The organism is Mesorhizobium sp. ArgA1, assembly GCF_053714375.1.
The window spans coordinates 408222-420438 of record NZ_JBSKBQ010000001.1 but is presented as its reverse complement, the minus strand read 5'-3'; the positions used below and the strand labels follow the sequence as shown (position 1 = coordinate 420438).

General features: G+C 62.7%; 16 protein-coding genes. 9 read left to right on the top strand and 7 right to left on the bottom strand.

Features of this window, described 5'->3' with window-relative positions; translation table 11 throughout:
• Window positions 1–66: 66 nt before the first annotated feature.
• Together ACWGTI_RS01925 and ACWGTI_RS01920 are read right to left on the bottom strand one after the other, a co-directional pair.
• Complete coding sequence (locus ACWGTI_RS01925) at window positions 67–870, bottom strand: extensin-like domain-containing protein (protein ID WP_454585559.1); 804 nt, start codon at window positions 868–870, stop codon at window positions 67–69.
• A gap of 105 nt (window positions 871–975) precedes the next feature.
• The gene (locus ACWGTI_RS01920; protein WP_454585558.1) at window positions 976–1719 is read right to left on the bottom strand and encodes an extensin-like domain-containing protein; all 744 of its coding nucleotides are present in this window, start codon (window positions 1717–1719) and stop codon (window positions 976–978) included.
• 57 nt (window positions 1720–1776) lie between these two features.
• Here ACWGTI_RS01920 and ACWGTI_RS01915 point away from each other — a divergent pair, with 57 nt between their 5' ends.
• The gene (locus ACWGTI_RS01915) at window positions 1777–1908 is read left to right on the top strand and encodes a hypothetical protein (protein ID WP_454585557.1); all 132 of its coding nucleotides are present in this window, start codon (window positions 1777–1779) and stop codon (window positions 1906–1908) included.
• Between the two features lie 318 nt (window positions 1909–2226).
• Here the strand turns inward: ACWGTI_RS01915 and ACWGTI_RS01910 are convergent, their stop codons facing one another.
• On the bottom strand, window positions 2227–2652 hold the full coding sequence (locus ACWGTI_RS01910) for a DUF3775 domain-containing protein (protein ID WP_454585556.1): 426 nt from the start codon (window positions 2650–2652) through the stop codon (window positions 2227–2229).
• A gap of 220 nt (window positions 2653–2872) precedes the next feature.
• Between ACWGTI_RS01910 and ACWGTI_RS01905 the strand changes: the two genes are divergently transcribed.
• Together ACWGTI_RS01905 and greA are read left to right on the top strand one after the other, a co-directional pair.
• The gene (locus ACWGTI_RS01905) at window positions 2873–3412 is read left to right on the top strand and encodes a tetratricopeptide repeat protein (RefSeq protein WP_454585555.1); all 540 of its coding nucleotides are present in this window, start codon (window positions 2873–2875) and stop codon (window positions 3410–3412) included.
• A 288-nt stretch (window positions 3413–3700) separates the two neighbouring features.
• Complete coding sequence (gene greA, locus ACWGTI_RS01900; protein WP_181058741.1) at window positions 3701–4174, top strand: transcription elongation factor GreA; 474 nt, start codon at window positions 3701–3703, stop codon at window positions 4172–4174.
• Window positions 4175–4198: 24 nt separating this feature from the next.
• Here the strand turns inward: greA and waaC are convergent, their stop codons facing one another.
• From waaC to rfaD, 3 genes are read right to left on the bottom strand one after another with little or no spacing between them, the layout of a single operon-like run.
• Complete coding sequence (gene waaC, locus ACWGTI_RS01895) at window positions 4199–5173, bottom strand: lipopolysaccharide heptosyltransferase I (RefSeq protein ID WP_454585554.1); 975 nt, start codon at window positions 5171–5173, stop codon at window positions 4199–4201.
• Window positions 5170–6177 carry a lipopolysaccharide heptosyltransferase II gene (waaF, locus tag ACWGTI_RS01890; RefSeq protein ID WP_454585553.1) on the bottom strand — a complete coding sequence of 336 codons (1008 nt, stop codon included), beginning with the start codon at window positions 6175–6177 and terminating at the stop codon, window positions 5170–5172. Before waaF ends, waaC begins: the two co-directional genes overlap by 4 nt.
• Window positions 6150–7100, bottom strand: a complete 951-nt coding sequence (rfaD, locus tag ACWGTI_RS01885; RefSeq protein ID WP_454585552.1) for an ADP-glyceromanno-heptose 6-epimerase — start codon at window positions 7098–7100, stop codon at window positions 6150–6152. The genes waaF and rfaD overlap by 28 nt, the downstream gene beginning before the upstream one ends.
• Window positions 7101–7243: 143 nt before the next feature.
• Here rfaD and ACWGTI_RS01880 point away from each other — a divergent pair, with 143 nt between their 5' ends.
• The 6 genes from ACWGTI_RS01880 (at window position 7244) to ACWGTI_RS01855 (ending at window position 11528) form a co-directional block, all read left to right on the top strand.
• Window positions 7244–7480, top strand: coding sequence for a type II toxin-antitoxin system Phd/YefM family antitoxin (locus tag ACWGTI_RS01880; protein ID WP_454585551.1), 237 nt, complete (start codon window positions 7244–7246; stop codon window positions 7478–7480).
• Between the two features lie 60 nt (window positions 7481–7540).
• On the top strand, window positions 7541–7996 hold the full coding sequence (locus ACWGTI_RS01875) for a hypothetical protein (RefSeq protein ID WP_454585550.1): 456 nt from the start codon (window positions 7541–7543) through the stop codon (window positions 7994–7996).
• 53 nt (window positions 7997–8049) lie between these two features.
• The gene (locus ACWGTI_RS01870; RefSeq protein WP_454585549.1) at window positions 8050–8682 is read left to right on the top strand and encodes a LysE family translocator; all 633 of its coding nucleotides are present in this window, start codon (window positions 8050–8052) and stop codon (window positions 8680–8682) included.
• A 123-nt stretch (window positions 8683–8805) separates the two neighbouring features.
• On the top strand, window positions 8806–10299 hold the full coding sequence (rfaE1, locus tag ACWGTI_RS01865; RefSeq protein ID WP_454585548.1) for a D-glycero-beta-D-manno-heptose-7-phosphate kinase: 1494 nt from the start codon (window positions 8806–8808) through the stop codon (window positions 10297–10299).
• 7 nt (window positions 10300–10306) lie between these two features.
• Entirely contained in the window at window positions 10307–10879 is a 573-nt protein-coding gene (locus ACWGTI_RS01860) for a D-sedoheptulose-7-phosphate isomerase (protein ID WP_454585547.1), read from the top strand.
• Entirely contained in the window at window positions 10872–11528 is a 657-nt protein-coding gene (locus ACWGTI_RS01855; protein ID WP_454585546.1) for a D-glycero-alpha-D-manno-heptose-1,7-bisphosphate 7-phosphatase, read from the top strand. Before ACWGTI_RS01860 ends, ACWGTI_RS01855 begins: the two co-directional genes overlap by 8 nt.
• Here the strand turns inward: ACWGTI_RS01855 and ACWGTI_RS01850 are convergent.
• Entirely contained in the window at window positions 11525–11995 is a 471-nt protein-coding gene (locus ACWGTI_RS01850; protein WP_454585545.1) for an Lrp/AsnC family transcriptional regulator, read from the bottom strand. The two genes, ACWGTI_RS01855 and ACWGTI_RS01850, sit on opposite strands and share 4 nt — an antisense overlap.
• Window positions 11996–12217: the final 222 nt, after the last annotated feature.

Sequence of the window (12217 nt, the reverse complement as noted above, 5' to 3'; positions counted from 1 at the left end):
GCCGCCTGCTTGTGAGGCTCACCTTATGCGGCGTAACCGGGTTTTGGCAAAGAGAGCCGAATACCGTCAGCGGCAGGCGCGGTAGCCGCTCTTGCGGTTCTTGATGTCGAAATGGAAATGGTTGCGGTGGTCGTAATTGTAGCCGGGGCCGAGCACGGTGGTGAAATACTGGCAGCCGTCGGCGCGCACATTGTTGAGGAAGCCGCGGGTGCGGAAGGCGAACAGGCCCGGCTTGCGCACGTCGATGTCGTCGCCATTGTTGAGCTCGATGCTCATGACGTCGAGCGCATTGCCCTTGCCGTGCTCGGACAAGACACCTTCACCGGCGATGTTGCGGCAGGAATAGCTCGAGCCCTGGTGGATGGTTTTCACGCCCGAGAAATAGCGCCAGCGGGCCGAGGGAACCAGTTCGTTCTTCGTCCAGGCGGCAAAGCTGGCCGCCATGTTGCAGGTCAGCGTCGCCGCCGGTTTCATCTCGATGCCGGCGATGGAAGAGATCTTGACCGGCCAGTCGATGCCGCACTGTCCTTCATGGATCGGCTGGACATCGGTGTAGGCGACGCGAAGGCGCTTCAACTCGCTACGGCAGTCGATTTCGCTGGCCGGCATCTGCTCAGGCTCCGACATCGGCTCGTCCATGCGCGGATAGGCGGCGGTCATGTAGGGATTGGACGGAACGAGCTTCTGCATGCCCTCATACTGCGGGACGGCCGCAGTCTGCGAGCCGACGTCAACGGCCGGCTGCAAATTCAGCACGCTGCCGGTGTTGCAGGCCGAAACGGCGGCCAGCGCAAGGCCGGAGGCCGCCATCGCCGCGCGTTTCGACTGGCGCAAGGAGGCGAGAAAAACGGCGCGAAATCTGCCGGCCATTGACGGAATCCCGTTGACGGATATCCGGCATTTTAACGATCAAGGGTAAAGGAAAACTCAGCGCATGCGTTCACGCCTGCGGCCGAAATGCGGCAGCCTGCCAGCCTACTGGCAGAAGGTGCCGCCGTGCCGGCGCGGTTCGAGATCGAGGTGGAGATGCAGGGCGTGGTCGGCGTCGGCGCCGGGTCCAAGCACGGTCTTGAACGGTCCGCAGGCCGCCTTGCGCACGGCGTTGAGGAATTTGCCGTCCTTCTCGGGCGGCGTTGGACCGACTTCGATCTTCCTGCCGTCCGACAAGGTGAAGCTGGCGATGTCGAGGGCGTTGCCGAAGGCGTGTTCCGACAGTTTGCGCGTGCCGTGGCGCGGGCGGCAGACAAAGGCCGATGCCTGGTTGATTGATTTCAGGTTGGCGCCGAATTCGTCCTTTGCCGCCGGCTGGATGACATTGGCGGCAAAGCGGGCAGCCGCCTCGGCCATTGGGCAGTTGAGTTCGGTCGCGGGCCCGATGGCGATGGATTTGCCGAGTGATTTCAGCATGATCGGATAAGGGATCGAGCAGCCGATGTCGGGATTGCTTTCAGCCTGGTGTCCTTCGAATTCGACGCCCAGAGCCCTCAGTCGTTCGCGGCAGGCAACTTCCTCCGCCGGCATTTTCGCGTCGGGCAGATCGGCCGAGCGGGGGTCGGGGAGCATCTTCATGTCGTCGGCATCCGCCGGTTTTTCGGGCGGCTGCGCGGCGATGACCGGCGGCTCTGCCTCCGGCTTTGTGGCGTCGGGCCTTTCGGTCGGAACCGGCACCACTGCCGGTGGCTCAGGCTCGCTTTCCGTATCGTTTGACGGCTCTGGCAATGACGGCTTCGGGGCTGACGGTCCGGGCCGCGCCTGTTTTTTAAATCGGGATTTTTCTTGATTGAACCGGTCGTCATTGAACTTGGCAGCGGTCTTTGGACCTTCGGTCTTTTGCTCTTCGGTTTTTGCGGCGTCGGTTTTCTGCGCTTCCGCGGGGCGCGTCTCGGGCACCGGAACATCGCCAGCTGAGGGCTGCGGCTCCGGCGTTTTCGGTTCTGCCTGGCTCGGCGCAATATGCCGCTTGCCGCGCGATTTCAGGCGGTACTTGCTGCGCGGCTTTGACGGCCGGTCGGCCCGTTGTGTCAGCAGTTGCTCAACCCAGGAAGGCTTGTGAGGCCGTCTATGCTTCGCATCAGCAGGCGTCGTGAGCAGTCCGGCCACCACCATGGCCAGCGCCAACCCGCACATTCTGGAAAAGACAAGCGCCGCCATCGGCCCTAAACGGCTTGGGCTTGCGGAGGTTGCCCGGAAAGCGCCAGCGCCCGATCACGATCGGTTACCCCGGCGTTACGCGCCGATAGCCTCCAGCCCTTCCTCCAGCCAATCGGCCAAGAGCGGCATGCCGAGCAGATATTTTGCCGTGCGCTTGTTGGCGCGCTCGCGCGCGGCGGCAACCGCATCGGACCATTCCGCTGCGTCATAGTCGCCGCGGCCGACCCAGGCCAGCGCGATGAGTTCGGCCGCTTCGTCGACATTGAGGTCGTTGATCAGTTCGCGCAGTTCTTCCTCGCTGAGGTTTTCCGAGCTTTCCTCGGCAAGCCCGTCATGGTGGTGATTGTCGCGCGTGTCGCCGTCGAACTCGACCTCATGCTCGGCGCCGTCGGTATAGTCTTCGTTGACGGCCGCGCTCAGACCCTTTGCCTTGAGAATGAACAGCCGCACGGTGTCCGGGCCGATCGATAGCTCCCATTCCCGTTCACGGCGCTGTTGCACTCTCGCGCACTCCCGCTGGTCATTTCGCGGATGATAGCGGATTTGCAGCGCACGTCACGTCACCTTCGGCCGGCTGGCGTCATGGCTGGCGGAATTTTGACTCGCGCGGCTGTCTTTTGAAGCGGTTTTAGCAAATAGTTTTGCTGGCGGCGGCTTTTCCGGGATGAAATGATGTCGGCTTGGCGTTAGCGTTTCATCATTATCCCTCAAGGAGGCTTCGATGCGCAGACGATTGCTGATTCAAGTTCTAGCTGTTGCCGCCCTGCCGCTGTTTGCGGCGCCCGCATTCACCGCGGGTGAAGGCGGCGGAGGCGGCAGCGACGGCGGGAGCACGAAATGCAAGAAGGGCGAGGTCTGGGACAAGAAGCTCAAGAAGTGCGTCGCGCCGAAGTACGGCATGCTCGACGACGACAACATCTACGAGGCCGGCCACGATCTGGCGATGGCCGGGCGCTATGATGAGGCGATCGCCGTGCTCAGCCTTGCCGAGAACAAGCAGGATCCGCGCATCCTCAACTATCTCGGCTATTCGCACCGTCATTCCGGCCGCATCACGGTCGGCCTCGGCTATTACGAGGAAGCGCTGCGCATCAATCCCGATTACACGCTGGTACGCGAATATCTCGGTGAGGCGCATCTGCAGATCGGCGACCTGGCCGGCGCGCAGGAGCAGCTGGCCGAAATCGAGAAGCGCACCGGCAAAGGCTCGCGCGAATACGGCATGCTGGCCGAACAGATCTACCATTTCATGAGAAGCTGAACCCCACCCCGACGGCTTCTTTGGGTCGGCTGCGAGCAATCGCAGCCGGCTTTTTGCTGTGGTGGCCGCAGCTCAGCGCGCATGCCGTTGCGGCAACTGCACAATCGGCTCATGATTTTTCAAAAGCCCGCTTTTTCAGCGTGAAAAGCGCGCGAAGATCGCTATATTAGGGGAAATTGCGGTGAAACGGTTCCGTTAGCCCGAGGCTGCCGGACCCGTTTTCTTTTTGTACCCATCGACAAGGCTTTCCCCGAAACGCGGGGGTGGCGGCAGGAAAGGTCAGGCATCATGAACAAGGTCCCGATGACAGGCGAGGGCTTCGCGTCATTGAAGGAAGAACTGCGTTGGCGCCAGCAGGAAGAGCGGCCTCGCATCATCGAGGCGATCTCCGAAGCGCGCTCGCATGGCGACCTGTCCGAAAATGCCGAATATCATGCCGCCAAAGAGTCGCAGAGCCTCAATGAGGGCCGCGTCAACGAGCTCGAAGATTATATCGCGCGCGCCGAGGTGATCGACGTCACCAAGCTCAGCGGCGACAAGGTCAAGTTCGGCGCCACGGTGGTGCTGGTCGACGAGGACACCGAGGAGAAGAAGACCTACCAGATCGTCGGCGACCAGGAAGCGGACGTGAAGTCGGGCCGTATCTCGATCTCGTCGCCGATCGCGCGCGCTCTCATCGGCAAGGAAGTCGGCGACGCCATCGAGGTCAATGCGCCGGGCGGTGCACGGGGCTACGAGATCGTCCAGGTGCAGTTCATCTAGGACCTCAGATAATTCTGAAAGGCTCTAAGCTGGCGCTCGTGATTTGAGCGCCAGCTGTTTTTCAGCTTCCGCCACTACCTGCGCCGGTGTTACGCGGCCACCTGACGCGGCAAGCAGCGTTGAGGCATACGCTCCGCGTGGGCCGGTCAAACCCGGCTCCGTCGCAAGGAACACCGCGACTGTCGGCAGACCAAAGGCGCTGGCAAGGTGGGTCAGGCCGGTGTCGGCGCCGATGACCAGCGTCGAGCGGCCAAGGATGGCGGCAATCTCAGCCAGCGGCGATTTTGGCACTGCGATGGTTGACGGCACGGCGCCGGCGATCGCCTCGGCCACGGCCTTCTCGCGCTCGTTCGACCAGGTGGTGACCGGCGTGAACTGCCGTTCAGCCAGCAGCCGGGCGGTTTCGATCCAGTCTTCGGCCGGCCATTTCTTGTCCTCGCGGCTGGTGCCGTGCAGCAGGAAGGCGGTCTTGCCGCCGATGCCGGCCAGGCCGCCCGGCGGCGGCATAATCCCTGACTCGAGTCTCGAAAGATCGGGCTCGTAGCCGAGCGCCAGCCCGAACAGCCGGCGCGTGCGTTCGATGGCGTGCAGGTCGCGCGGCACAGCGTATTTGCGCTGGTAAAACAACGTTGCCGAGGGTTCTCGCGCGCTTGCGCGGTCGAAACCGGCAACCGGCGCGCCAGCCTGGATGGCGACAAAGGCCGACTTCAACAATCCCTGCGCATCGATGATCAGGTCGTACTGGCCGGCGTGCAGTTTCCGGCGCAAGCCGGCCATTTCGCGCCATGTACCGCTGTCGAAAAGGCGCTTGCGCCAGCGCCGGATCGCCACCTTGTGGATGGTTCGGATCCCCGGATGCAGCGCAACGATGCCGGCGAAGGCCTCTTCCACGCACCAGTCGAAGGAAAGGTCGGGACGCGCGCGCCGCGCATCCTCGATGGCGGGAAAAGTGTGGATGACGTCGCCCATCGACGATGTCTTGACGATCAGCACCTTCATGCGACGGCCGGCATTTCCAGCAAGCGGTCGACCGCCGCAGTTACGCGTTCGACATCGAGTGTTTTCAGGCAGTTGAGATGGCCGAGCGGGCAAACCTTCTGGTGGCAAGGCGAGCAGGACAAATGCAGCCAGATCAGCTCGCGCTGCTCGGCAAGCGGCGGCGTGTTTTCCGGCGAGGTCGAACCGTAGACGGCAACGATCGGCGTGCCGACGGCAGCAGCGACATGCATCAACCCACTGTCGTTGGATACAGCCAACCTGGCAGCGGCGATCAGGTCGATGGCGTCTTCCAGCCGCGTTTTGCCTGCGAGATCGATGACGCCGGGCGCGAGTGCCGCGATCTCGGTGGTGACGTCGCGATCGTTCTTGGAGCCGAACAGCGCGACCTTGAATCCCTTTGCCATCATCTCGCGGGCGAGACCGGCATAGCTTTCGCTCGGCCAGCGCTTGGCCGGGCCGAATTCAGCGCCGGGCATCAGGGCCACGAATTTTCTCGGCTGCAGACCGAAGCGGGCCAGAAGCTCGTTCTGATTGCCCGCATCGACAGTGAGCCGCGGCGGCCGGAAATGTCCGCCCTGGGCGAGACCGAAATAGGCCTGCGCAGTGCGCCGTTTGACGGCATCGGGCAGCGGTACGATGTCGGTCAGCAGGCCGTAGCGCATTTCGCGCAAATTGCCGAAACGGCGCGGAATGCGGGCAAAGAACGGGATCAGCGCCGATTTCCAGCTGCCCGGCAGGACGTATGCCATGTCGTAGCGGCCGCGCAGCAGGCGGCCGAAGCGGCGGCGAATGGTGAATTCGAGCGCGCCGGCTTTCAGTGGAAAATCGATCTGCTGGCGGATCTCGGGCATGCGCTTGACCAGCGGGGCGGCCCAAGCCGGGGCCAGCACGTCGATGGCGGCGTTGGGATGGAGTTCCTTCAGCGCCGAAAACAGGCACTGCGCCATGACCATGTCGCCCACCCAGCGTGGGCCGATCACGAGGATCGTTGGGCTTTCAGCCATTCGACATAGTCTCTGACGCCGGTTTCCACGCTGCGGAATTGCCCGTTATAGCCGGCTGCGCGCAAGCGGGACATATCAGCCTGGGTAAAACTCTGGTAGCTGCCCTTGAGATGGTCGGGAAACTCAATGAACTCGATCTCGCCCTTGCCCAGCGTATCGATGACGGTCTCGGCGATGGCGCGAAACGGCTGGGCGCGGCCGGTGCCGCAGTTGAAGATGCCGCTCGAGCCGCGCTTCCACAGCCACAGATTGACGTCGGCGACGTCTCCGACATGGATGAAATCGCGGCTCTGCTCGCCCGGCCCGAAACCGTCATAGGCGCCGAACAGCTTGGGGTTCTCACCGCGTTCGACCTGGTTGAACAAATGGAAGGCGACGGACGCCATGGCGCCCTTGTGCGCCTCGCGCGGCCCGTAGACGTTGAAGTAGCGCAGGCCGGCGACCTGCGAATGATCGGCGTCGAAGACGGTTCGCCTGACATACTCGTCGAACAGTTTCTTCGAATAGGCATAGACGTTGAGCGGCCGCTCGAGCGCCGGGTCCTCGCGAAACTCCGAACCGCCGCCATAGACCGATGCCGACGAGGCATAGAGGAAAGGCACCCGCAGCGCCTGGCAGGCATGCAGCAGCCGCTTCGAATATTCGTAGTTCACCTCCATCATGTACCTACCGTTCCACTCAGTGGTGGTCGAACAGGCGCCCTGATGGAAGACGGCCTCGATGCGGCCGAGGCCGCCCGCCTCGAAGCGCGGCAGGAATTCGTCCTTGTCGAGATAGTCGGCGATCTGCAAGTCCGCGAGGTTGGCGATCTTGTGGCCGTCGGTGAGGTCGTCGACGACAAGGATGTCGTCATGGCCTTCGGCGTTGAGTGCGGCGACGATGTTGGAGCCGATCATGCCGGCGCCGCCCGTGACGATGATCATGAAGGCCTCTGGTTGCTTGCGATTCCGGTCCTTATAAGGGAGACTAGCCGGGCTGTCGATGAAGCAGGCGGTTGCCTAATCTCACGGAGTTGTGCTTGTCTACTTTATCTGTTTTGTCTATTATGTACAAAACGGAGTGTGTGATGAAACACTATCCATCGACCGATCTGAAACAGAATCTCGGAGATGTGCTTGCGGCTGCCAGCCAGCACCCCGTCTCCATTACCCGTCACAACAAGCCGAGATACGTGCTGATGAGCATCGAGGCTTACGAGGCTCGCTTCGTCAACGACGGCCGCCGCGCTTACGCGGCCAAGGACGCTCCACCCGAACATGTCGAGATGCTCGAAGAGTACTCTCGAGAGTTGGATCGTGATTAAACCTGTCGCCGCCGGGGCTGTCGATAGAACAGCCGGACCGACAGCAGCAAGGACAGATGAATGACAGGAGATTCTTACGGGACGACACCAACCGATAGGCAAGGCACTTCGGTGTTTATCGGCTCCTACGTAAGGGTTTCGTCTCTGCCGAACGAAAACCGCGGAAAGCCGATCGAAGAGTTGCGCCAGTCATCTTTAGGACGCATTTGCCGGATTGCTGAGCCCTACGAAGGGACGTCCACGAATGGCATCCAAATTAGCACAGGCGAGTTTCGAGTCCATTACACGGCGCTTTCTCCCGACGGGATCCAAGGCATCTCTTTCTACGTGGCTCCGGACGATATTGAGGTCGTTGCAGCTACGGAGGAAATGCTGCTCCTCTATAGCGAGGACATCTGGCAGCTTGTCCGACCATTCGGCCAAAGGCAGGATACGCCGACTTTCAAACGGCTCGTGGCAGCGTTCGGGTTTTCCAATCTGGGAAATTCTGAGACGCAAGCCAGCGCAAAGAACTGAACCAGGCGCCCGTTCGGTGTGATTTCTATACTTTGCCGACAGGAGGACAAAGAATGCCGTCGACCGAACTGCTCATTGCGTTTTTCGTAACCACGGCGATCTTCGCCTATATCCCCGGTCCGGCCATGCTTTACGCCGCCGCGCAGACCATGGCGCGCGGGCGCTGGTCGGGGCTGACGGCTGCGCTTGGCATCCATCTCGGCGGTTATGTCCATGTCTTTGCGGCTGCGGCCGGCCTGTCGGTGCTGTTCCACGCCGTTCCGCCGCTCTATATGGCGGTCAAGCTCATCGGCGCGCTCTATCTGATCTGGCTCGGCGTCGCCCTGTTCCGCAAACGCGGGGAGGGGGATGCGGCATTGCCTGTTATCGAGCGCAAATCGGCGCGCCGCGCGTTTTTCGAGAGCATCACGGTCGAAGTGCTCAATCCGAAGACGGCGATCTTCTTCATGGCGTTCCTGCCGCAGTTCATCGATGCCTCGGCGGGCTTCCCGGTCTGGCTGCAGTTCGTCGTTTTGGGCACCATCGTCAATCTGATGTTTTCTTCCGCCGACATCGTCTGCGTGTTGCTCGCCGGGCTGGTGATCGGCCGGCTCAAGCGCTCCAGTCGGGCGCAGCGCCTGATGCAGCGGGCAGGCGGGGCGGTGCTGGTTGGACTGGGTGTCCACGTCGCGCTGCAGAAGAGCTGACGGCTGCCTGACGTTGCGCTGCGTGGATTTGCGGTATATCGGCTTCGCCGTGAACGATCCGGCCCGTAAATTGACAATTTTCAGCGTGATTGAGATCGGCCTTTCCCTCGCATTGCCAGTGACATGATCAAGCACAATCCGCCTTCTCCCGAGCCCCTGCACCGCGCCATTGCCCGCTTCGGCGACGTCGCCGTGCTGGTGGTCGGCGACTTCATCCTCGACCGTTTCGTCAACGGCGTCATCGAACGCATCTCGCCGGAAGCGCCCATCCCGGTGCTGCACGGGCGCGGCGAGACATCGACGATGGGCGGCGCCGGCAATGTCGTCGCCAACATCGTCTCGCTGGGCGCCAATGCCATCCCGGTCTCGGTGATCGGTACCGATGTGGCCGGTGACAATCTGGTGCGCATGCTTGGCGAGCTCGGCGCCGACACGGCAGGCATGGCGCAGGAGAGCGGCCGCATGACGTCGTCGAAGAGCCGCTTCAGCGCGCTCAACCAGCAGGTGCTGCGCTTCGACGAGGAAGAGATCAAGCCGCTGGACGAGGCGGAGCGGGCAGGCCTGGTCCGACATTTTCGCGACGCACTCTCTCTGGCCGATATCGTCATCCTGTCCGATTACGGCAAAGGCATCTTGCTCGATGGCGTCGCCGCCGAACTGATCGCCATCTGCCGCGAGGCGGGAAAACCGGTTCTGGTCGACCCCAAAGGACGCGACTATGCGCGCTATGCGGGGGCAACCGCCATCACCCCCAACCGCAAGGAGCTTGGCGAAGCCGTGGGTCATCCGGTTTTCGCCGATGACGAGATTGTCGAGGCAGCACGCGAATTGATTGCGGCGCATGGCTTCGACTTCGTCGTCGCGACACGCAGCGAAAAGGGCATGAGCGTGGTCGGCCCCACAGAGGCGCGCCACATCGCCACCCAGGCGCGCGAAGTGTTCGACGTCTCGGGCGCCGGCGACACGGTGATCGCGACCTTCGCGCTGGCGCTGGCGGCGGGTGCCGATCCGGCCGCCGCGGCCTCCATCGCCAATGCCGCCGGCGGCGTCGTGGTGGGCAAGCGCGGCACCGCGCGGCTGAGCGTCGAGGAACTCACCGGCGCGCTGTTCCGCTCGCATGGACCGACCGCGCATAAGGATGCCATCCTCGATGCCACATCGGCTGCGCGCATGGTGGCGGCGTGGAAGGCGGAGGGCCTGAGCGTCGGCTTCACCAATGGCTGCTTCGACATCCTCCATGCCGGCCATGTCAGCCTGCTGCACGCGGCGCGCAGCCAGTGCGACCGGCTGGTGCTCGGCCTCAACAGTGATGCCTCGGTGCGGCGGTTGAAAGGGCAAGGGCGCCCGGTCAACGACCAGCATGACCGCGCCTGCGTGCTCGCTGCCTTGGCGTCGGTCGATGCCGTGGTTGTCTTCGAGGAGGATACGCCGCTGGCGCTGATCGAGGCGCTCCTGCCCGACATACTGGTCAAGGGCGCCGACTACACGATCGACACCGTGGTCGGCGCCGATGTGGTGCAAAAGGCGGGTGGGCGCGTGGTCCTGGTCGATCTCGTCGCCGGCAAGAGCACCACCGGCACCATCGGCAAACTGCGCGCCGGCGGCGCTACAAACTGAGGGTTTCATGTCTGAACTGAACGACTATCTGGTCCGCTCGGCGGCCGCGATCACGGCGATGGTCGAGCGCGATCTGACGAGCGAGATGGAGCGCGCGGCGAGCGCCGTGGTGACGGCGCTTTCGTCGGGCAAAGCCTTTCTGATTGCCGGCAATGGCGGTTCGGCCAGCGACGCCATCCACATCGCCGGCGAACTGGTCGGCCGCTTCCTCAAGGAGCGCAAGGCCTACAATGTCATCGCGTTGCCGGCGAATGCCGCGGTGCTGACTGCCTGGGGCAACGACTACGGCTTCGACACGGTGTTCTCGCGCCAGGTCGAGGCGCATGGCGCGGCCGGCAGCGTGCTTTTGGCAATCTCGACCAGCGGCAACTCGCCGAGCATCCTTGCCGCCGCCGAACAGGCGCGGATGATGGAGATGACGGTGATCAGCCTGACCGGCGACACCGGCGGCAAGCTTAAGCCGCTGACCGACATCCTGCTCAACGTGCCCTCGACCTCGACGCCAATTATCCAGCAGGGGCATCTCTGCCTCTACCATTATCTGTGCGAAGTGGTCGAAGCGCGTCTCAGCGATGGCTGACACCGGCGCCTCCGGTCCATACCCGCTGGCTGAGCCCGGCCTGTGGGTCGAGCGGGTCGGTTCGCGGGTGTTTCCAGCCAACGCACCGGCGCTGTTCCTCGACCGCGACGGCACCATCAATGTCGATACGGGCTATCCCGCCGATCCCGCCGACATCGTCTTACGGCCGGAAATGCTGCCAGTAATCCGAACCGCCAATATCGTCGGCCTTCCTGCGGTCATAGTGTCTAACCAGTCGGGCATTGCGCGCGGCTACTTTGGGTGGCCTGAATTCGCCGCCGTGAATGCCCGGCTGCTGGCACTTCTCGAAGCCGAGCAATGCCATATCGATATGGTCCTTGCCTGTGCTTACCATTCGAGTAGCACGGGTGAACTGGCGATAGGCGATCATCCGATGCGCAAGCCCAATCCCGGCATGCTTTTGCGTGCTCGTGATTTGTTGGGTGTGGACATTGGTCGATCGATCATCATTGGCGACAAGGCCGACGATATGGAAGCCGGTCGACGGGCCGGGCTGGTAGAAGGCTGGCTGGTCGGCGGCAGGTTCAACAAAAAGGCGCCGGATGGCAGTTTCACGACGCGCAAGCTGATGACGGGTAATGATTACCGCAGATTGTGCGACGTAGTCGCAGGGTTGGGCGTGGCTTAGAACGCCACCAGCCCCTCGTCCTTGACGCGGCGGATGGTGAGTGCGGTGCGCACCGTGTCGACATTGGGCGCCGAGGCCAGCTGCTCGATGACGAAGGTCTGGAACGTGCCGAGGTCGCTCGCTACGCAATGCAGCAGGAAGTCGGATTCGCCCGACACCATCCACGCGTCGCGCACGATCGGCCAGCCGCGGGTGCGCTCGGCGAATGTTTTGAGCTCCGCATCGGCCTGGTGGTGCAGGCCGATCAGGCAGAAGGCGACGACATCCATGCCGAGCGCCGGCGCGTTGAGCAAAGCGCGATAGCCTCTGATGATGCCGGTTTCCTCCAGCCGCCGGACGCGGCGCAGGCAGGGCGGCGCCGAAATGCCGACACGGCTCGAGAGTTCGACATTGGTCATGCGCCCGTCGGCCTGAAGCTCGCGCAAGATCTTCCAGTCGATGGCGTCAAGGTCGGCTTTCAGGGGCATGGCGGTCTCAGCTCAAGCGCAAGAATCTTTCGCGATCTCGTCATTAAACGACTTTTGTGTCGATGCCAGCCCTTGGTCGGGCGATTTTAAGGCGGCAACGAAAGCGGCGACCCACGCGAATAAGCCTGTGGGCCGAAGCTTTCCGGGGACGACGGCCTGTTCGTCTTGCTGGCGTGATCGGCAACCCTTACATTACCGGCACCGTTTCACGTCTTTTTCCAA